Genomic DNA, 19910 nt, shown 5'->3' on the forward strand with positions numbered 1-19910 from the left:
CCTTCCGGGTTGGCAAGCGGGTGTGTCAGCCCATCGGCGGATGCCGTGAGATCGGCTCAGTCGACCGCTTCGCCTGCTGGAGGCGCATTGAATGACCAGCCGCCGGCCTGGATCAGGGCATGGGCCGAGCGGGTGACATTGAACCCATGATAGGCCACCAGTACGATCAGGGCGGCGATGACCAGCTTGCGTGCCCGGGAGAAGGCGCCGATCGACGTGCCGCCGATGAAGATCGTCAGTCCGATCCAGAAGACGGGTGATCGCATGGACCGGGTGATCTCGCCCGTCAGGCTCGCATTGGCGAAATAGACCACCACGATGATCAGGTTGGCGATCAGTACGCACAGGAAGACGGTGCGGCGATGGGCCCAGAAGTGGTCGTCCAGGTCGGCGGATCCGGCCTCTGCCGTCTCGCGACCCGGGAAGGTCACGCTGGCCGCCACATAGAAGACGGCGGCGACGGCCAGACCGACGACAAGCAGCGCCATACTGAACGGAGCGAAGCGGAACATGCTCCAGGCCTGGTTCCAGAAAGTCGCGATATCGACGGCGACAAACACCGCCAGGAGCGGCGTCAGCCAGCCGAACCGCATGGCGCGGCGGCTGTGGAGCACCCGCGCAAAGCCGGCCACCAGTTCGGCCACCGACAGGCCGAGCAACAGGCCGTAGAAGCTGAAGAAGAACTCGAATGCGCTCAAGCGGGCCCCCCCATTGCGTGATGAGACACTAGGGCGGGAACTGAACCGACGTCACCCCGAATCGGCGGTCCGCTTGAAGTCCATGACCCAGTTGGTTTCCCATGTCGCGGCGTCGTCGAACGAGAAGGCCTGGGTCCAGCGGGCGCTGCCGGGCGTGATGTCCGACCAGACGTAGCGCGCGATGACGGGGCAGCCGTTGCACTGGTCCGCGCCCTTGAGCGTACAACCGCCCGCATCGAACCGGCCGCGCACAGGCGGCTGGAGCACGCCGTTCAGGCTGCTGATCCAGTGGATGACCCATTGCCGGGCGGGGATGTCGAAGGATCGGACCGCCATGCCGGTCCAGCCGCGCGCGGGGCAGTCGATCTGTTCGACATTCGCCAGTCCACCCAACCGCTGCTCTCACCAGCCCGTTGACGGAAATTCACCCCAGTCGTCGGCGGCGACCCCGAGCGTCAGAAGTCGCCGGTTGGCGATGGTCCAGCGGCCGTGGATGAAGTCAAAGTCGTGGAGTTCGGGCAGGGGAGCGAGGGACTGGACGGACATGAAGGGTTCCTTTTGCTGAACGCCGCATAGCCTTGGGGTCCATAAGCTGACACCTGTTGTCAGGATTTATCGGGCAGTGTGGAAAAATGCGCGCCAGCCGACTGCTCTCGATCCTGCTGCTGCTCCAGACGCGGGGGCGCATGACGGCCGAGACGCTTGCGGCCGAGTTCGAGGTCTCGGTGCGGACCATTTATCGCGACATCGACCAGCTGAGCGCCGCCGGTGCGCCTGTCTACGCGGATCGCGGCCGGTCGGGCGGCTTCCAGCTGATGGACGGCTATCGCACGCGACTGACCGGCCTGACCGAGGCCGAGGCCGAGACCCTTTTCCTCGGCGGCCTGTCGGGGCCGGCGGCTCAGATGGGCTTTTCGGACGCGGTGACGACCATGCAGTTGAAGCTGCTGGCCGCGCTGCCGCCCGAGCGGCAGGCGGCGGCCGGGCGCCTGGCGGGACGGTTTCACCTCGACCCGGTCGGCTGGCGTCAGGATCCGGACGAGGCGGGGCGCCTGCCCGCTATCGCCGGGGCAGTCTGGAACAGCCGCCGCATTTCGGTGCGCTATGAAAGCTGGAAGGGCGAGGTGGCGCGCGAGCTGGAGCCGCTCGGGCTGATCCTGAAGGCCGGGCTGTGGTATCTGGCGGCGCGGGCGGTTGAGGGGCGGCGCGAGCCGCGCACCTACCGCGTCTCGAACATTCTTGATCTGACCGTCAGTGAGGCGACGTTCGAGCGGCCCCCCGGCTTTGACCTTTCACTCTGGTGGGCAGAGACATCGCGACGGTTTGAGGGAGACATTTTCACCGGGATCGCCACCCTCCGGTTGTCCAAAACGGGGTTGAAATGGCTGGCGCAGCTGGGAGCCGAGCAGGCGCGGGTTGCCGCCGGCGCCGGCGCCTGCGTCGATGGCTGGGTCGACGTCGTCGTGCCGATCGAGTCTGTCGACCATGCCGCAACGGAATTCTTGCGGCTCGGCGCAGAGGCCGAGGTCCTTGCCCCTGCAGCTCTCAGAGAGGCCATGGCGACCGTCGCCGGCCAGCTGTCGCAGCTCTACGGGATCGATCCCCTCGCAGTTCAGCACGCCATGCAGCCGATCGGGGAGGGGCAAGACAGGCCCGGTTGCGTAGATCAGGAGAAGCTGCGGGCAGGTCAGCCCGGCGTCGAGCCCGAAACGCCGGTCAGCCGCCGAGACGTTCGCGCTTGGCTTCCAGACGGTCAACCGTCTGCTGGGCGCTTTGCAGACGACGTTGGCGGCCTTCCAGCTGGCGAATCTGAACGGGGGTCAGGACCCCGCCGTTCTCCGTGATCGCCGTCAGTTCGCCGATCGCAGTCTCGTGCTCGATGATTTCATCTTGGGCTTCATAGAGGCGTTCGCGATCCCGCTCGGACAGGCCGACCTGGCGCGGCGGGCGACGGCGCGCTGCATTCCCCCCCGCCAGAACCTGGGCGTCCGCCGCAGTCGGATAAACGGCGACGGCCGCGGGTGCGGCCATCATGAGGGAGAGGGCGATAACGAGCGCAGACTTCACGGCGGGACTCCACAAATCAGAAGTCCTGACGCTAGCCCGCCATTGTAAATCCGTCATTCAGGAATTGGGCGCCGCACTGCACAAACAGGCAGATTTGTGTCCGCAATGTTACGCCTGATATCGGGGTTCGGCGCACGGACGGTTTGGGGCCTATTTCCAGATGGGCGTCTTGTCGCCGGGCAAGCCGAGCGTGTCCCACATCTCCGACACCCGGTCGACGACGGTTTCGTCCATGCGGATTTCCTCGCCCCATTCGCGCTTCGTCTCGGGCGGCCATTTGTCGGTGGCGTCGAGGCCGATCTTGGAGCCCAGCCCGCTCTCGGGGCTGGCGAAGTCGAGGTAGTCGATCGGGGTGTTCTCGATGACGGTGATGTCGCGCGCCGGGTCCATCTTGGTCGAGATGGCCCACATGACCTGTTTCCAGTCGCGGGCGTTGATGTCGTCGTCCACGACGATGACCCACTTCGTGTACATGAACTGGCGCAGATAGCTCCAGACGCCCAGCATCACCCGCTTGGCGTGGCCGGGATAGGCTTTCTTCATCGACACCACGGCGATGCGGTAGGAACAGCCCTCGGGCGGCAGCCAGAAGTCGGTGATCTCGGGGAACTGGGCGCGCAGCAGGGGAATGAAGACCTCGTTCAGCGCCTCCCCCAGCACCGAGGGCTCGTCCGGCGGCCGGCCGGTGAAGGTGGTCAGATAGATGGGGTCGCGGCGCATGGTGATGGCCGTGACCTGGAAGACCGGGAAGGTCTCGACCGAATTATAATAGCCGGTGTGGTCACCGTAGGGGCCCTCGGGGGCGTGCTCGTCGAACAGGACGTGGCCCTCCAGCACGATCTCGGCGTTGGCGGGGACCATCAGCGGCACAGTCTTGCACGGGACCAGCTCGGCCTTGGCGCCGCGCAGCAGGCCGGCGAACTGATACTCCGACAGGGTGTCCGGCACCGGCGTCACGGCGGCGAGTATGGTGCCCGGGTCGGCGCCGAGGACGACGGCGCAGGGCAGGGGGCCCTTCTTCCCGGCCTTCTTGTGCCGCGCATAGTGCTGGGCCCCGCCGCGGTGGGCCAGCCAGCGCATGATGGCGCGGTCCTTGCCCAGCACCTGCATGCGGTAGATGCCCAGGTTGAAGTCGTCCTCGCGGTCCTCGGACGGTCCCCTGGTGACGACCAGGCCCCAGGTGATCAGGGGGGCGGGTTCGCCGGGCCAGCACCCCTGCACCGGGAGGCTGGTCAGATCGATCTGGTCGCCCTTCAGCACCACCTGCTGCACTGGGGCGGACTTCACCACCTTGGGCCGCATCGACATGACCGTCTGGGCCAGAGGCAGCATCTCCATGGCGTCCGACAGGCCCCGCGGCGGGGTCGGATTGCGCAGGAAGGCCAGCAGTTCGCCGACCTCGCGCAGCTCGGCGGCGGTGGTGCGGGGCTTCTTCTCCATGGTCACGCCCATGGCCACGCGCTTCACCGTGCCGAACAGATTGGCGAGGCAGGGGATGGGGCTGATCGAGCCATCGGGCATGACCGGCTTTTCGAACAGCACCGCCGGGCCGCCGTTGCGCAGCAGCCGGGTCTGGATCTCGGTCATCTCCAGATGGGTGGAGACCGGCTCGGACACGCGAACCAGTTCGCCCTCGGCCTCCAGCATGGCCATGAAGTCGCGCAGGGATTTGTAGGCCAAGGGAAGCTCCGTGAGAGCCTCATGGATTAGGCGGACGCGGCTGTCCTGTCACGCCATGGCGGATGCGACCTTTCAGTACGCCCGGGTATCCGAAACCAGCGCCCATACCGGCAGGTGCAGGGCGCCGGTGGCGGCCCCGATCTGGGCGGAGGTCAGATGGGCGCGGCCCGCCTCGGCGCGGCGGGCTTCCTCGACCGGTATGTGCAGGGCGTCGGCCAGATCGTCGATCGTCATGCCGCGCGTTTCGCGCCACCGTTTCAGTCTGGCGCCGACCGCTGCATCGAGCGGATCGACGCCGGGAAACCTCAGCACAGAGCCCATGCCGTCCTCCGGTGCGCTAACCGGCTCTGGCCGGTTGAAGCGCCGCTTCCTCGCGCGCCGATCTGGCGCGGCGCGTCAGGCCCATTCTTCGTCCCATTTGAAGGCGTCGTCCAGCCAGTCGCCGAGACGACCGTCGGGACGGGCCAGGGCGTGGATCCGGTCCATCTCCTCTTCGGTCAGGGCGAAGTCGAAGATGTCGAAGCTCTCCTCGGCGCGGCTGACCTTTGTGGTGCGCGGGATGGCGATGACCTCCTGCTGGATCAGCCAGCGCAGCGTGACCTGACCGGCGGACTTGCCGTGGGTGCGGGCGATCTCGTTGATCGTGGGATCGTCGGCGATCTTGCCCTGGGCCAGGGGCGACCAGGCCGTGATCGAGGAGCCCAGGTCGCGGGCCGTCTGCAGCAGCTTCGTCAGTTTGAGATAGGGGTGGTATTCGACCTGATTGGTCACCAGCGGCGCCTTGGACAGCGTCTGCGCCTCCCGGAACTCAGCGGACGGGAAGTTCGACAGGCCGATGGTCCGGGTCAGGCCCTGATTTCTGGCCTCGTTAAGGGCGCCGAGGGTCTCGGCGAAGGACGGCTGCCGTTTGGGCCAGTGGAGCAGCAGAAGGTCGGGGGTGAAGCCGAGGCTGTCGGCGGACTGTTTCGCCTGTTTCAGCAGGCCGTCGCGGTCAAAATGCTCGACCCAGATCTTGGTCGTCAACCAGACCTCGTCCCGGGTGACGTGTCCGGCCTCGATGGCGTCGCGGATACCCGCGCCGACCTGGGCCTCGTTCTTGTAGATCCAGGCGGTGTCGATGTGGCGATAGCCGATGCGCAGCGCCTCGCGCGTCATCCGCCGGCCGTCATCCCCCTCCAGCTGCCAGGTGCCGAAGCCGAGGAGGGGAATGGCGTGGCCATCGACGGTGATCACGGGCTGGTCGGTCATGGAAGGCTCCGGCGGCAGGGAGCCGTTTACCTATGCCGCCCTGGTCAGGGCGCAACCCGCCGGGCCGGATTTACTCGCCCGGGACCTGAAGGTGAGCCCGGGACACCCGGGTCGGCGCCGCCTTCCTCCATCGCCGGGCGAGCATCACGCGCAGCCAGCCGGCATCCACCGCGGCCACGCGGGCGAGGACGATGGGGTGGTTGCGGTAGTGATCGGTGAAGTGGAAGGTTTCGGGGTCCATCTCGATCAGCAGGTCGCGCTCGTCGAGGCTGTCGAGATGGACCACGATGCTGTCGTCGAGATGCGGCCGCAGCCAGGTGAAGAACTTGCCCGCCACCTTGAACGACGGCTCGCCATAGGAGGTCGATCGTTCGACCTCCGGGAAGGACAGGATCAGGGCCTCGACGTCGTCACGGGTCATGGCGCGAGACTAGCGCAGATCGGGCAAGAAAAAAGGCCGCGTCCCGGAGGGCGCGGCCTTGATCGTATGGAATGGGCGCGAAGCCTATTCGATGTCTTCGTTGAGCAGGCCGACCTTGAAGTAGCCGTTCTTCTGCAGGTCGTTCATGACCTCCATGAACTGGTTGTAGGTCACGTCCGGCTGGGCGCGGACGAAGACCCGTTCGTCCTTGCAGTTCGGGGTCGGCTGGAGGGCGCCGCAAACGTCAGCCGCCAGGGTCTCGATGGTGGTCTGGTTCTCGGCGATGAAGATCGAGCCCGAGTCCTGGATGGTGATGTAGACCGGATCCTTCGGCTTTTCAGCCGAAGGCGGCGGCGGGGTCGCCGGCGGCAGGTCGAGGTTGATCGACACGGTGGCCAGAGGGGCCGAGACCATGAAGATGATCAGCAGCACCAGCATGATGTCGACGAAGGGGGTGACGTTGATGTCCGAGTTTTGCTCGATCGTCTTGCCGCCCTGGCCTCCGGGTCCTGAAAGTTTACCGCCCATGTCCTGGAATACTCCGTCGATAGCCCGTCTCTGGGATCGGGCCTGCGTTCAAGGTTCGGACATCGTCTTGGCGTCCCGGGCGCGGCTTGTAAAGCACTCTCGGCGTCGGGCGGGGATTTTCACAGGCCTGACGCACGATCATGCCCCGCACCGCCGCCGCCGGCTGAAACGAGGTGGCGTGATCAGCCCCGCGCGAGCTTGAGGAAGCGGTCGGCGAGGGCCGGATCAGACTTGAAGGCGCCGGTGAATCGGGTGGTCAGGGTCGAGACATGGCGATGGTGGACGCCCCGCGTCGTCATACACTGGTGGGTCGCATCGATCAGCACGGCGACCCCGAGCGGCGCCAGATGCGATTCGATCGCCTCGATGATGTCGTTGGTCAGGGTTTCCTGGTTCTGGAGACGGCGGGCGAAGATCTCGACCACCCGGGCCAGTTTGGAGATGCCGACGACCTTTGCGCCCGGGATATAGGCGACGCAGGCCTTGCCGAGGAACGGGGCGAGGTGGTGTTCGCAGTGGCTTTCGACCTCGATCTCACGCAGGATGACCATGTCGTCATAGCCGGTCACGTCCTCGAATGTGCGCGACAGTTCGGCGGCGGCGTCGGCCTCATAACCATCGAACCATTCCCCATAGGCGTCCACCACCCGTTTCGGGGTGTCGATCAGACCCGCACGGGTCGGGTCGTCGCCGGCCCAGGCAATCAGGGTGCGCACGGCCTCCAGCGCCTGTTCCCGGCTGGGACGGGTCGGGGCGGCGACGAGCGTGGGCTTGGCGGGGCTGGCGGTCATACTGGAGGTCTCGGGGGCGAACACGGGCGAACGTGCTTTCGCTTGAAAGTCGGAAACGAGGCTTTATCAGCTTGCGCGGCTATATGGGACTTCCCCGACGTCCTGCAAGCGGACGGCCTCCGCCAAGAATCGAACCCCGCCGACCCATGACCCTGTCCCTGTACGACACCCTGCATCGCCAGAAGCGGACCTTTACGCCGCGCGATCCGAACCGGGTGACCCTCTATGTCTGCGGCCCGACGGTCTATGACTTCGCCCATATCGGCAATGCACGCCCGCCGGTGGTGTTCGACGTCCTGGTCCGGCTGCTGCGCCGGCGGTATGGCGCCGACAGCGTGATCTATGCCCGCAACGTCACCGACGTGGACGACAAGATCAACCAGAAGGCGGCGAAGGAAGGCGTCGTTATTGGCGAGATCACGGCCCGGTTCGAGGCGGCCTATCTGGCCGATATGAAGGCGCTGAACGTTTCGCCGCCGGACATCGCCCCGCACGTCACCGACCACATCGAAGCGATTGTCGGCCAGATCCGGCAGATCGTCGACGCCGGCTGCGCCTATGCGGCGGAAGGCCACGTCCTGTTCGATGTGTCGTCCTATCCGAAATACGGCGCGCTCTCTGGGCGCAATCTGGATGACATGATCGCCGGCGCCCGGGTCGAGGTCGCGCCCTACAAGAAGAACGCCCACGACTTCGTCCTGTGGAAGCCGTCCAGGGAGGGCGAGCCGTCCTGGCCCAGCCCGTGGGGCGAGGGGCGGCCGGGCTGGCATATTGAATGCTCGGCCATGATCGAACAGACGCTGGGTCTGCCAATCGACATCCACGGCGGCGGCATCGATCTGGTGTTTCCGCATCATGAGAACGAGATCGCCCAGGGCGTCTGCGCCCATGGCCATGCGCACAGCGATACGGCCCCCGAGGAATACAGCCGCTACTGGATGCACAACGGCTTCCTGACTGTGGACGCCGAGAAGATGTCCAAGTCGGTCGGCAATGTCCTGTTGCTGCACGATCTGGTGCAGCATTTCCCGGGGGAGGTGGTGCGCTGGGCCCTGTTGAGCGCCCACTATCGCCAGCCGCTGGACTGGAACCAGAGCCTGCTGGAACAGTCGAGAAAGAACCTGGATCGGCTCTACGGCGTCCTCCGCGATGCGGACGTCGCCCTGGCCGGGTTCGAGGCTGAAGCGATGGGCGACGAGGAGTTCGGCGACGGCGAACTGCGGGACGCTGAGCTGGAGCTGGCCGAGGCCGAGCTGGGGCCGGTGCTGGATGCGCTGGAAGACGACCTGAATACGCCCGAAGCCGTGGCGCGGCTGTTCGCCCTGGGGAACGCCCTGCGGGATGCCCTGTCCGATCCGGACGTCGACCTGGGCGATGTGGCTCTGGCGCGCTGGACGCTGCTTGAGGCCGCAGGCCTGCTGGGCGTGCTTCAGACCGCGCCGGCCGACTGGTTCGAAGGCGGGGATCCGGCCTTCAAGGCCGAGGTCGAGGCCCTGCTGGCCGAACGCATCACGGCCAGAGCGGCCAAGGACTGGGGCTCCGCCGACCGGATCCGGGACCGGCTGACGGAACTGAACGTCGTGGTTATGGACGGGCCGACGGGCGCGACCTGGCGATTGAAAGACTGACCCGCCAGTCCGCGCCGGAACAGGTCAGTCTGTCGCGGGCGCCTGCTGGTTGGTCAGACCCCAGGCCCCCTGGCCGATGATGCAGGTCGAGGCGCGCGGCGGGCACAGACCCTGTGACCGCTGGGCATAGATCTGGTCGATCAGCTGGGGATTGGCCCGCAAGGCCTCACCGCGCAGACGGATGGACTCGGCCTCGCCGCGCGCCGTCTCGATCTGGGCATTGGCATTGGCCCGGGCCTCTGCCTCCTTCTGCTGGGCGGCGAGGGTGCGTTGTTCGGTAGCGGTGCGGGCCTGGATCGCGGTCGTGATGCTCTCCGGATAGCGGATCGTGCCCACCCACTGGAGATTGCTGATCTCGACACCCTCTGCGGCCCATTTGCGCTGCAGGTTGGCATAGGCGCGCTGGATCACGACCTGACGGCCCGCACCCATCAGACTGCCTGTGCAGACCGGAGCAGCCTGCTGGGCGCCGGGAGCGATCGACGGCTGACTGGTCAGGTTGCAGGACACCGGCACCTTTTCCGCCTCCTGGGCGATGAAGGAGCGGACGTCATTACGGATGGGATTGTCCAGCAGGTCGTCGAAACTCAGCCGGTATTTGGCGAACAGGTCGGCGGCCTTGGTGTCCGATACCTTGACCGTCATATTGACGTCGGCCGTCATGGGCAGGCCGGTCTGGTCGGCAAAGCCGATCTCCTCATTCTCCTGACCGTCGGCGTTGCCTTCGCGGGTGTAGGAATAGACGCGCTGACGCGTCGGGTATTTGATGATTTTCTCGCCCAGACCTTCCCAATGCCAGCCGGGACGAAGCTCGGTCGGCTGAACGCCGGGGTTGGGGCCGAACTTGGTGGTCTTGATCCCGGCTTCGCCGCTTTCGACGGTCACGCTGCATGAGGAGACCGCGCAGCTGCCGCCCGCGAGGACCGCAAGCAGCAGGGTTGCGGTCGCGGTGAGTTTGAGCACGCGCGACGCGCCCTGAGGCAGTCTGGGGCGAGACGAGCCCGTGGTTCCTGGAAAACTCATGTCCGCCCCCGCCGCAGCCTAGTCCCGGATCATCCGGGCGATGCGTTTAAACAGGAAAACAACCAGAAGGCCCAGCCCGAGCGTTCCGAACAGGCCGGTGACCGAGGCCGCAAAAACTGATCCAAAGAAGTGAGCCTCAAGGATCAAGGGCACAACGACCCGGAACAGGACGAAAGTCGCCATAAGCACGACGCCGATCGCCAGGAATGCGAAGAAGCCGGCCAGAATGGCGCGGCCTCCTTCATCAGCGGGCTTCGTCATTGCAAACTCCCGATATCAGCGCCGCATCAACTCATCGGCCAGGGCGGCGGTCAGATAGCCGTCCGCCAGCCGGCCATTGGCCTGTTGCCAGCGGCGCAGGGCATTGCGGGTATTGGTGCCGACCACGCCGTCGACCCCGCCGGTGTCATAACCCATCCGGGTCAGGGCGGCCTGGGCGCCGATACGCTGCTCGCGCGACAGGGGAGCGTCGGCGGGCCAGGACCCGACCAGCCCCGGCCGGCCCTCGACCCCGTCGGCCGTCAGCCCGATGGCCAGGGCATAGCTGACCGAGTTGTTGTAGCGCCGGATCACATAGTGGTTGGGCAGGGCCAGGAAGGCCGGGCCGCGCGCTCCCTGCGGCAGCAGGATGACGGCCTGTTCGGCAGCCTCGGCCTGGGTCGGCGCGCCGCCGCCGGCGAGGGCGACGCCGCGCTGCGCCCAGTGCGACCATGGGTGGCGGGGACCCTCGGCTTCCGAATAGTCGAAGTTGCGCGGCAGCACGACCTCATAGCCCCAGCGCTGGCCGCGCTTCCAGCCCGCCTGGGCCAGCAGATTGGCGGCGGAGGCCAGGGCGTCGACATCAGAACCCCAGATATCGACCTTGCCGTCGCCGTTCTGGTCGACGCCGAGCCGCAGGTAGTTGTCGGGCATGAACTGGGTCTGGCCCATGGCCCCGGCCCAGCTGCCCTTCAGTCCGGCGCGGTCGCGACGGCCGTCGATGACAATGTCCAGCGCATGCTTCAACTGGCCCTCGGCCCAGTCGCGCCTTCGTCCGTCATAGGCGAGGGTGGCCAGGGACCGGATCACATCCTTGGAGCCCTGGACCTGTCCGAAGCTGGATTCCTGGGCCCAGATGGCGACGAGGATCTCGGCGGGAACCCCGTAGCGCTGGGTGACAGCCCAGGGCACCACGTCGGATCGACGACGCGCCTCGGCCACCCGGCCGGCGCTGACCGCGTTCTGCACATAGGCGCCGGCCGGACGGCTGAACTCGGGCTGGGCGCCGTCGAGGCGCACGACATCGGGATCGGGGCTGAGGCCGGCCAGCTGCTGTTCGTATTCGGCGCGACGGGCGCCCCCGTGGCGGGCGAGGAAGCCCTGTTTCCAGCCCTCGAACCCCGGCTGGTCAGGCCAGGCCTGGGTCGGTTGCGCGGGCGGCGCATAGGGGGTGGGGCCCACGCCCGGCGACGTCGGCTGCGGCCTGTCGGCGGTCGGGTCTGGTTGCGTCTGTACAGGAGGGGCTTCCGGCAGCATGGGCGCGCAGGCAGCGACGCAGGCGATCAGGAGGAGGCGATAGTCGAGGCGCATGAGGTCGTCTTTAGGGGCGGCCGCGGGGGAGGGGCAATCACAACCGCGCGAAGCGGGAAATGAGTTTCCGCTCTCGCCTGCGAAGGGCGATGTCGCCGCCGGCAGTCCCCGTTTGGCAGGGCTCGGGATTTGTCGGATGATGATGCGGCGATAGACCGTGCCTCCGGGGGATATCCGTCTCCGCACGCTTCCGGCCCCGCCTCACAGGCCACTGACCGGTTGACGATCCCGAGCCGACTCTCTATAGGCACCGCTCCGCCGCAGGTCCGCCCGCGGCTCTTTTATTTTGATTTTGCCTCAGGACGACGACCATGAAGGTCCGTAGCTCGCTCAAGTCGCTGAAAACCCGCCACCGCGACTGCAAGGTCGTGCGTCGCAAGGGCGTGGTCTTCGTGATCAACAAGACCGACCCGCGCTTCAAGGCGAAACAGGGCTGATCCGTCCGCGCTGAAGCGGCGCGCCACCTTGTGGCGCGCGTTGGCGCAAGCGAAACGTCCACAGGCTGCGGGCTTTGTCCGCGGCCTTTTTCGTGTTCGTGGTTGAGGCGAGACGCTGCGTATGGTTAGCGTCCGCCCCTTGATTCTGGAGTACTCCTTATGGCTGACGACGCCGCCTTTGACGCCTCGCCCGACGTTCTGAACGCTACGGCCCAGGGTCGTCTGCGCACCATCATCGAGCGGCTGGAGCGTCTGGAGGAAGACAAGCAGGCCATCATGGCCGACATGAAGGAGGTCTTCCTCGAAGCCAAGGGCGAAGGCTATGATGTGAAGGTGCTGCGCAAGGTGCTGCGCATCCGCAAACAGGACAAGGCCAAGCGTCAGGAAGAGGAGGCGATCCTCGACCTCTATCTGTCGGCGCTGGGCGAAGTCTGACGGGTAGAGTCTGTCCGGGGGGAGATCCGACCTGAAGCGAAAGGCGCCGATGGGGTCCGGGACCCTGAAACCGGGGGCGGGCATCAAACGGTCCCCCGCCAGTCCGTTCGAGGCCGAACGAAAAGCCAACCAGCGCGCCGCCCTGAACGCCCTGAAACGCGCCCGCCGCTCGGCAGAGCAGGCGGGCGTTTCCTTGTCCGAATGGGAGGGCGAATTTCTCGATTCGGTCAGCGAGCGGGTGAAGACCCACGGTCGCGCCTTCGGCGACCCGGAGCTGGGCGCACCGGGTCAGGCGCTTTCGGCCATGCAGGGCCGAAAGCTCAGGGAGATCGCCAGAAAGGCCAAGGGCGAAGCGACCGGACGGCCGCGGGGCCGCAAGTCTACGCCCGACTGAACGCCCGCCCTCGCTAGAACAGCACCTTGCGCAGGTTGATCCGGATGACCCGGCCCTGGGGATCGAGGAAGTCCGGCTGGTAGTTCAGCGGCAGGTCGCCTGAACTGCGGACATTGACGCGGCTGTCGAACAGATTCTCCACGCCGAGGCTGACGCGGGCGCCCTTCAGGATCGGGAACCTCTCGACCCATGAGGTGCGCGAATTCAGGTCGGCGAAGACATTCAGGTTGACGGTGGTCTGGCCGCCGAAGCTGATGTCCTGGGCGTCGGTGGCGCCGTTGATCCGCGTGCCATCGCGCCAGTTGGCGTTGACGAAGCCGCCGAAGCCGTTGCGGAACACCCCGGCCTGAAGCTGGACCTCCTGACGCGAGACGCCGCGCGCACTGGTCGAGCCGCCGTCCAGTTGATCGATGATCGGCAGGCCGTCGCGGATGACGATTTCATCCTGAAGTCGATAGGTATGGTAGATCGACAGGTTGAACCGGCCTTGCCCCGGTTGCATCTGCGGGCCGCGGTTGCGACCGCCGCCTCCGGGTCCGCCCCCGCCCATGCGGAACTGGCCGCCGCCTCCGGGCGGGGGACCGCCGGCGCCGGCGCGGGGGGGCGGTCCCCCCGCCATCATGCGCTGCATGTTGGCCGCCGCCTGGGCGTTCGGCTTGCCCCAGGGCATGGAGAAGTTGAAGCCGGTGCGGATGTCCTGGCGCTCGGACGCCTCGTAGTTCAGCGGGCGGGCGTCGATGGCGGTCAGGTTGCCGGCCGCGTCACGGGTAAACCGTTCCGGCAGGGCGGCCTCCAGATCCGGGGTGATCGTCGGGAAGCCGACGATCTCTCCGTCCGTCCGGCTCCAGGTGTAGTTGGAGCTGAACTGCAGGTCCTGGCTGCTCAGAGGGCGCAGGTTGAAGCCCAGTTTCACGACCTCGCGATTGTCCGAGATCAAACCCCGGTTGCCGCCGGCGACCCGGGTGACATTGACCGTCTGGCCGGTGACAAAGTCATAGACGGCGACGTTGGGCGTGGTCACGACCGGGTCGTTCAACTGCTGGATTGTCGGGGCGCCCTGTTCGTTGGTGTAGTTGGCCGACAGGGACAGCATTTCGATCGGGGTCCAGTTCACCCCCGCCCCGAAGGTCGACAATCCGCCGAAGTCGGACAGTTCGTCGTAGCCCGCATTGACGTTGACCGACAGGTCGCCGAGGGCCTCGAGCACCTCGCGGCTGCGACTGGCGATCGGAAGCGACAGGCTGACGGTGGCGTAGCCCCGGTCCCGCGACAGGGACCCCGAGTTGAAGAGGCCCGAACGTACGCTTTCGGACTCCAGACTGCGCGTATCGAGCCCGGCCTTCAGGGTGGTCTGAAGTCCGCCGGCCGGCGCCTGCCAGGCGCGCCCGCTGAAGACGACCTCGGCCATACCCCCGCTGGCGACGGACCTGGAGGTGTCCTGAAGCGCCGTCAGCCGGTCCAGCGGAATATCCCCGAACGGATTGGCGCCCGCATTGATGTCGGACTGCCAACCGGCGGCGTTGAAGCCCCGGCCTGTGGTCGAGTCGGTCTCGGTCCGGTCGTAGGAGCCGTTGAAGGTCCAGCGCCAGTCGCCGAGGAACCCGTTCAACATCAGTCCGAGGTTGGCCGTCAGGGTGTCGCTGTCGCGGGTCATGACGTCCGGAGCGTCGACATAGCGATACAGCAGGGCGTCATTGGTCAGGGGCGAGAACGGATTGGCCCCGGGCACGGTCAGGGTCAGGCCGGGCAGGCCAAGCAGGCTCTGGCTGGAACTGTCCTCAAGGCTGAGGCTCAGGGTGCCCTGGGTGGTGTCGTTCAGGTCGCGGGCCACCGACCCGCGCAGCTGGGAGCTCTCCGTCCGCGGCAGCAGGGTGCGGTAGTCGCCGAGGTTGCTGCTGTTCGTCCGTCCGGCGCCCGCAGCCAGATCGGCGAGGGTCAGGCTGGCGTCGCCCGTCGGCAGGGCCACTGCGGTGACGCTGGATCCGACGAGCGCCGACAGGGCCGGATCGATCCCGGCGCCGTTCGGGACGCCCCGCAGGTTGCCGGTCAGATCAAACGGCTGGCTGCCCGGTTCCCGGACGATGTCGCGCTCGGACTCGAACAGCGCCGAGGCGCGCTCGTATTCCAGATCGAGGTTCCAGCGGTTGTTGCCCTGGATGTTGAAGAAATTGCCGTCGACCTCGTTGGTCAGACGGCCGCCCTGCGACGGGCCGCGGGTCTGGAGCGAGACCGAGCCCTGACGGAAATTGTCGCGCAGGACGATGTTCACCACCCGCTGGTCGGCGCTGTAGCCATAGGTGAGGGCGACCTCCTCCGGGAGAATTTCCGTGCGTTCGATGGCCTCGAACGGAATGCCCCGGATTTCCTGGAAGCCTGTGGTGCGGCGGCCGTTCAGCAGAACGACCGGGCCGGCGTCCGAGCGGCCCCGGCTGGATCGGGTCAGAGGCTCAAGAGCCGTCAGCAATTCGGCGATGTTGGAGGCCCCATAGGCCTTCAGCTGTTCGGCGTCGAGAACGATATCCGGGGCGATATCGCCCTGGACGCTGCCGCGCGGCTTGCTGGCGTTGACGGTGACGGTGCCCAGATCATAGGCGTCGGCGGACGCGACTCCCGTCGGGACATCCTCGTCCGGATCCGGCTGCGTCCGGGGCGTCGTCGGCGTCTGGGTCTGGGTGGTTTGAGGAGGAGCAGACGTCGCCGCCGAGGATATCGGCGCAGCCTCGACCGGTGCGGCGGCCGGCGCTGCGCTGGACGCGAGCGCATACAGGATCGCGGCGGCTATCGTCATACTGGGGTCGCCCTGGGGTTCGTCACTGGAAATGGATTCGCGGTGGAGGCTCGACCGGCAAGGCAGCGCCCTCCCGAACTCGATGAGTCCACACACCAGCCTCTTCAACGCACGGCCGCGCGTCCTCCGTCGGGCAAAGAGGTTACATTTCAGACATATTGATGTTCAGGCCGCAGGTTGTTGCCTGAAAGGCACGCGATCAGCCAGCGGCCCGGACCTCGTCGGGCAGGGCGCCTTCCAGCCCCTGTTCGCGGACCTTGCGATACAGGGTCGAGCGGCCGATGCCGAGGCGGCGGGCGATCTCGGACATATGTCCGGCATAGACCTCGATGGCGTGCTGGATCAGGTCGCGCTCGATATCTTCCAGCGTCCGCAGATGACCGCGCTCATCCAGAATGCGAACCGGGGTCTCGGGGGCGGGCGGCAGTTCAACCCCGCTGGCGGTCGCCGGGGCCGCAACATCGGACGGATGGTCGGGCATGGGCGCCGAAACGCCCGAGATGGCCGGGAAGTCGTGGGGTTGCAGCCAGGGTGAATCGGCGAGGATCAGGGCGCGATAGACGGCGTTTTCCAGCTGGCGGACATTGCCGGGCCAGTCGAAGGCGCTGAGCAACGCCAGGGTCTCTGGCGAGGCCCCCACGACACGGCGGCCCTCCTCGGCGTTGAAGCGGGTGATGAAATGATCGACCAGGGCCGGAATGTCCTCGCGCCGCTCGCGCAGGGCCGGGGCCTCGATCGGGAAGACGTTGAGCCGGTAGTAGAGGTCCTCGCGGAAGGCGCCCTCCCTGACCTGTAGCGCAGGGTCGCGGTTGGTGGCCGAGACGATGCGGACATCAACCTTGACCGGGCGTTTGGCGCCGACCGGATCGATCTCGCTCTCCTGCAGGGCGCGCAGCAGCTTGACCTGCATGTCGAGCGGCAGTTCGCCGATCTCGTCGAGGAACAGGGTGCCGCCCTCGGCTTCGCGGAACTTGCCCAGGGTCCTGTCGACGGCGCCCGTAAAGGCGCCCTTCTCGTGGCCGAACAGGATGGACTCCACCAGGTTGGCGGGCAGGGCGCCGCAGTTGACGGCGACGAAGGGCTTGCCGGTCCGGTCCGAAACGCCGTGCAGGGCGCGGGCGATGACCTCCTTGCCGACGCCGCTCTCGCCGGTGATCAGGACGGGGATGTTCGACTTCGCCGCACGGGCGCCGAAGCTCTTGACCATCCGCATGGCCGGGCTGTCGCCGATCAGGTCGTCGAAGGTGGTGCGGCCCGCGACGTGTTTCTTCAACCGTCCGACCTCGGCCGTCAGACGGGTCATCTGCAGGGCGTTGTTGACGCCGATGGCGAGGCGTTCGGGGCCGACCGGCTTGATGAAGAAGTCCTGGGCGCCGGCCTGCATGGCCTTGACCACCGTCTCGATGCCGCCGTTGGCGGTCAGGACGATGACCGGGGTCATGTCTCCGCCCGCGCGGAGTTCCGTCAGGGTCTCCATGCCGGTCAGGCCTGGCATGACCATGTCGAGCAGGACCAGGTCGGCGCCGCCGCCGCCCTGCATCCGCTTCAGGGCCTCGTCGCCCGACTCCGCATGGACCACGGCGAAGCCCTCGCGCTCCAGCACCGCCTGGACCAGGCGGCGCTGGGTCGGATCGTCATCGACGACCAGAACGGTCTTGGCCATGTGGAACACCCTTTATCTTCACCGTGCAACGGCCGCCGTCCTTGACGCGCGACTGGCTCGTTTCGGGACGGTTTTAGGGTGAAGGGGGTGAAGATCGGGTTGGAGGGCGTGGTGTGCGGGGGGTTAACGGGAGATCTGATCAACGACCGGCGCGCCGTCGTTTCGGCACGGGCCGCTGACATTCAGGCGTGACACGAAACGCCCTCCGGTGGCCAGGTCGGGCCATTCGGCGGGACTGGGACGGATTGCGCCGGATCGCATCAGGTCGCGACCGTCGGCCCGAGGCTCGCCGGCGCAGCGGAGAACCGGATAGCTGCCTTCCTCACCCCAGCCGCCCTGCGGCGAACGGGTGTATAGGGTGATGGCGTAGGCCGTGGCCATGAGGATCTCCGTCCTGTCGTCGCCGTTGAGATCGACCTCGGTCGCCACGCAATCGCCACGGCCGTTGCAGCCGCGCAGCATGCCTAGACCCTGCATGGGCGCAAGGAAGTCGACGGGGAGGGGCCGGTCTTTTGGCCAGGTCTCCACGACGGGGGTGAAGGCGCGGGGGGCCACCTCGGGGTCGTCCATCTCATAGCGGTCGCTCGCCGCCACGGCGGCGCGGGCGGGGCCGGCGATCGCTGCAACGGGCGACCGGGCCAGTTCGGCGAGGGCGGCCTGACCCGACTTTCCGCTTTCGAAGCGCAGGAAGCGATAGTCGAAACGGTCCGGGGCGACCTTTCCGGCGGCGAGCCGGGCCATCTGATTGTTGACCGACAGCCTCGCCGGATCCGCCACGGGGCTGAACAGGGCGAGGATGACGGCGACCTCCAGTACGGCGGTGGCGATGTTGGTCGTCTCCAGCGCCTGCATCCAGGGCGAGCCCCGCCGGAACAGGGGGACGACGGCGGCGAGGCCGTAGCCGATCGCATAGGCGGCGCCGATCAGGGCGCATGCGAGGGCGATGATCCGGTCGGGCGTCAGGCCGTGCTGGCCGATCCGCAGGCCCAGACCCCAGAAGGCGATCAGGATCAGAGGCGTGGTCAGGACGGCGGCGATCCGCACCGTGACGCGCAGGATGGCGGGCGGCAGGTTGTCCGGGCGTCCGTCCTGATAGGCGGTGTTGATCAGCACGATCAGGGCGGCGGCCGAGGCAAGGACCAGGGCCGTGGCGCTGCCGGTCTCCCACAGACCCTTCAGGCCGGTGAAGGGCAAGGCCATGAGGAAGGCCGCGACCAGCACCGTCATGACCAGCAGCAGCCACGACAGCAGCATCAGGCCGACGGTCCGCACGCCCCGGATCAGTCCGTCGCGGACATCCGCCAGATGCACGGCGAGGGCGAAGACGAGGCCGGAGACCGGGAGGGCGAACCAGTCCCGCATAATCAACTCCTGCAACAGCGGCAGGCCGATGATCCGGAACAGGGCTGCGCCGAGGTGGAGCAGGATCCAGAAGGCGCCGGTGAAGCCCAGCGACAGGGCCAGTTGCACCCCCGCCTTCCAGGCCTGGTCGAAATAGGCGGGGAAGCTGGCGATCCAGCGCCGCTCGGCGTCGGCGGGCGCGACCAGATGGTGGGCGATAAACAGGGCGACGGCCACGAAGCCCAGCATCGGAGCGGACAGATAGGGCGGTGAGGTCAGGCTCTCGGCAGCCTGTCGCGCAACGTCATGCAGGCCCAGAAGGGCCAGGAGCACGCACACAACAGTGAGCCAGACGATCCCTGTGCGGGCGCGCAGCCGACCGATGGAGGCGAGGGCGACGACGGGCGCATAGGCGCAGACCAGAAGCAGGGGACCAAAGATCTGCGGCTCTGTGGCGGGCCATGTCCGCTCAGGTCCGAAGCCGTCGGCCGACCGGTACAGGGCCCACAGGGCCACGCCCCAGATCAGGCCAATCGCCAGACGGCCCGGTCCAAGCCATCGCGCCTGATTCCGCGCCAGGCCGGTCCGGCCGTGACCGTCGTCGTCGCTCGCCCTGTCCATTACATCCCCGGTCATGCCGCGCTCCACCCTGTTCGGCATCAGAGCGCATCTGGTTCGCGGGGGGAAGCGTCGGCGGTCTGGATTCAGGCCGGTCGGACTGCCCGGGCGAGGTAGCAGCCGCGCGGCGCGAAGTGGATGTGGATCTGGGCGGTATGGCGAAGGGCGAACCAGTGGGTCAGCCGGGCGTCCAGATCGGCGCCGTCGATGACCTCGCCCTCGATCATCATGTTCCGGGCGTCATAGACGCGGATCGACAGGGGGCGACGCGACAGCATGGGCGGAACCTCGCCCACGGCGGTCGCGGCCTCCGCCGCCGTCTCGCGCACGAAGATCGGTCCGCCGGCGCGATAGGGAGAGGAGGGATCGGTGAGGTGGGCGTGGTGCAGCAGGATCAGCCGGTCGCCGGCCTCTGCGTCCATCAGGCTGACGCGGCAGGGGGCGCGACCGGGCGCGTCAGCGACCCAGCGGCGGGCGCCGACGGCGGCGAGTTCGTCGTCATCGAGAGCGAACAGGGGCGCGAACGGGGCGAGCGGAAGGGGCTGGATCTGATAGGTCATGAAGGTCCTCGGAGCGGGTTT

At 67.1% G+C, this 19910-nt stretch carries 21 protein-coding genes; 5 read left to right on the forward strand and 16 right to left on the reverse strand.

All coding sequences use genetic code 11. From position 1 onward, the window contains the following. Nucleotides 1-56 precede the first annotated feature (56 nt). From ACW17W_RS06190 to ACW17W_RS06200, 3 genes are read right to left on the reverse strand one after another with little or no spacing between them, the layout of a single operon-like run. Nucleotides 57-698 carry a hypothetical protein gene (locus ACW17W_RS06190; RefSeq protein ID WP_492079871.1) on the reverse strand — a complete coding sequence of 214 codons (642 nt, stop codon included), beginning with the start codon at nt 696-698 and terminating at the stop codon, nt 57-59. Between the two features lie 51 nt (nt 699-749). Next, nucleotides 750-1091, reverse strand: coding sequence for a hypothetical protein (locus tag ACW17W_RS06195; RefSeq protein ID WP_492079872.1), 342 nt, complete (start codon nt 1089-1091; stop codon nt 750-752). A gap of 9 nt (nt 1092-1100) precedes the next feature. Further along, nucleotides 1101-1244 (reverse strand): hypothetical protein, encoded by a 144-nt coding sequence (locus tag ACW17W_RS06200; protein ID WP_492079873.1) that lies wholly within the window; start codon nt 1242-1244, stop codon nt 1101-1103. Between the two features lie 86 nt (nt 1245-1330). Between ACW17W_RS06200 and ACW17W_RS06205 the strand changes: the two genes are divergently transcribed. Further along, on the forward strand, nt 1331-2542 hold the full coding sequence (locus tag ACW17W_RS06205; RefSeq protein ID WP_492079874.1) for a helix-turn-helix transcriptional regulator: 1212 nt from the start codon (nt 1331-1333) through the stop codon (nt 2540-2542). A gap of 373 nt (nt 2543-2915) precedes the next feature. Here the strand turns inward: ACW17W_RS06205 and ACW17W_RS06210 are convergent, their stop codons facing one another. The 6 genes from ACW17W_RS06210 to folE form a co-directional block, all read right to left on the reverse strand. After that, nucleotides 2916-4445 (reverse strand): UbiD family decarboxylase, encoded by a 1530-nt coding sequence (locus tag ACW17W_RS06210; protein WP_492079875.1) that lies wholly within the window; start codon nt 4443-4445, stop codon nt 2916-2918. A gap of 72 nt (nt 4446-4517) precedes the next feature. After that, a complete protein-coding gene (locus ACW17W_RS06215) occupies nt 4518-4766 on the reverse strand; it encodes a helix-turn-helix domain-containing protein (protein ID WP_492079876.1) in 249 nt (82 codons plus the stop codon). Between the two features lie 75 nt (nt 4767-4841). Further along, on the reverse strand, nt 4842-5693 hold the full coding sequence (locus tag ACW17W_RS06220) for an aldo/keto reductase (protein ID WP_492079877.1): 852 nt from the start codon (nt 5691-5693) through the stop codon (nt 4842-4844). A gap of 70 nt (nt 5694-5763) precedes the next feature. Then, the gene (locus ACW17W_RS06225) at nt 5764-6114 is read right to left on the reverse strand and encodes an MmcQ/YjbR family DNA-binding protein (RefSeq protein ID WP_492079878.1); all 351 of its coding nucleotides are present in this window, start codon (nt 6112-6114) and stop codon (nt 5764-5766) included. 84 nt (nt 6115-6198) lie between these two features. Then, nucleotides 6199-6642 carry a biopolymer transporter ExbD gene (locus tag ACW17W_RS06230; RefSeq protein ID WP_492079879.1) on the reverse strand — a complete coding sequence of 148 codons (444 nt, stop codon included), beginning with the start codon at nt 6640-6642 and terminating at the stop codon, nt 6199-6201. A gap of 182 nt (nt 6643-6824) precedes the next feature. Beyond that, nucleotides 6825-7433: a GTP cyclohydrolase I FolE gene (folE, locus tag ACW17W_RS06235; protein WP_492079880.1), complete on the reverse strand. Its 609-nt coding sequence runs from the start codon at nt 7431-7433 to the stop codon at nt 6825-6827. A 146-nt stretch (nt 7434-7579) separates the two neighbouring features. On the opposite strand from folE, the gene cysS reads away from it, so the two are divergent. Continuing rightward, the gene (gene cysS / locus ACW17W_RS06240; RefSeq protein ID WP_492079881.1) at nt 7580-9061 is read left to right on the forward strand and encodes a cysteine--tRNA ligase; all 1482 of its coding nucleotides are present in this window, start codon (nt 7580-7582) and stop codon (nt 9059-9061) included. 24 nt (nt 9062-9085) lie between these two features. On the opposite strand, the gene ACW17W_RS06245 is transcribed toward cysS, so the two are convergent. The 3 genes from ACW17W_RS06245 to ACW17W_RS06255 form a co-directional block, all read right to left on the reverse strand. Then, nucleotides 9086-10024, reverse strand: coding sequence for an SPFH domain-containing protein (locus tag ACW17W_RS06245; RefSeq protein ID WP_492079882.1), 939 nt, complete (start codon nt 10022-10024; stop codon nt 9086-9088). Nucleotides 10025-10102: 78 nt separating this feature from the next. Further along, a complete protein-coding gene (locus ACW17W_RS06250; RefSeq protein WP_492079884.1) occupies nt 10103-10345 on the reverse strand; it encodes a hypothetical protein in 243 nt (80 codons plus the stop codon). A gap of 15 nt (nt 10346-10360) precedes the next feature. Continuing rightward, nucleotides 10361-11653, reverse strand: a complete 1293-nt coding sequence (locus ACW17W_RS06255) for a lytic murein transglycosylase (RefSeq protein ID WP_492079885.1) — start codon at nt 11651-11653, stop codon at nt 10361-10363. Between the two features lie 311 nt (nt 11654-11964). Here ACW17W_RS06255 and ykgO point away from each other — a divergent pair, with 311 nt between their 5' ends. The 3 genes from ykgO to ACW17W_RS06270 all read left to right on the forward strand — a co-directional run bounded on the left by ykgO (nt 11965) and on the right by ACW17W_RS06270 (nt 12919). Then, nucleotides 11965-12090: a type B 50S ribosomal protein L36 gene (gene ykgO / locus ACW17W_RS06260; RefSeq protein ID WP_008263184.1), complete on the forward strand. Its 126-nt coding sequence runs from the start codon at nt 11965-11967 to the stop codon at nt 12088-12090. Between the two features lie 159 nt (nt 12091-12249). Then, nucleotides 12250-12525, forward strand: coding sequence for a nucleoid-associated protein GapR (gapR, locus tag ACW17W_RS06265; protein ID WP_492079886.1), 276 nt, complete (start codon nt 12250-12252; stop codon nt 12523-12525). A gap of 49 nt (nt 12526-12574) precedes the next feature. Next, nucleotides 12575-12919: a hypothetical protein gene (locus ACW17W_RS06270; RefSeq protein WP_492079887.1), complete on the forward strand. Its 345-nt coding sequence runs from the start codon at nt 12575-12577 to the stop codon at nt 12917-12919. Nucleotides 12920-12932: 13 nt separating this feature from the next. Here the strand turns inward: ACW17W_RS06270 and ACW17W_RS06275 are convergent, their stop codons facing one another. From ACW17W_RS06275 to ACW17W_RS06290, 4 genes are all read right to left on the reverse strand, one after another. Beyond that, entirely contained in the window at nt 12933-15707 is a 2775-nt protein-coding gene (locus tag ACW17W_RS06275) for a TonB-dependent receptor (protein ID WP_492079888.1), read from the reverse strand. 199 nt (nt 15708-15906) lie between these two features. Next, nucleotides 15907-17370, reverse strand: a complete 1464-nt coding sequence (locus ACW17W_RS06280) for a sigma-54-dependent transcriptional regulator (RefSeq protein ID WP_492079889.1) — start codon at nt 17368-17370, stop codon at nt 15907-15909. Between the two features lie 123 nt (nt 17371-17493). Then, nucleotides 17494-19347 (reverse strand): DUF4153 domain-containing protein, encoded by a 1854-nt coding sequence (locus ACW17W_RS06285; RefSeq protein ID WP_492079890.1) that lies wholly within the window; start codon nt 19345-19347, stop codon nt 17494-17496. Nucleotides 19348-19415: 68 nt separating this feature from the next. Next, nucleotides 19416-19889: a DUF1203 domain-containing protein gene (locus tag ACW17W_RS06290; protein ID WP_492079891.1), complete on the reverse strand. Its 474-nt coding sequence runs from the start codon at nt 19887-19889 to the stop codon at nt 19416-19418. Between the last annotated feature and the right edge of the window lie 21 nt (nt 19890-19910).

The sequence above is a fragment of the Brevundimonas sp. FV1ye29L genome (assembly GCF_058681095.1).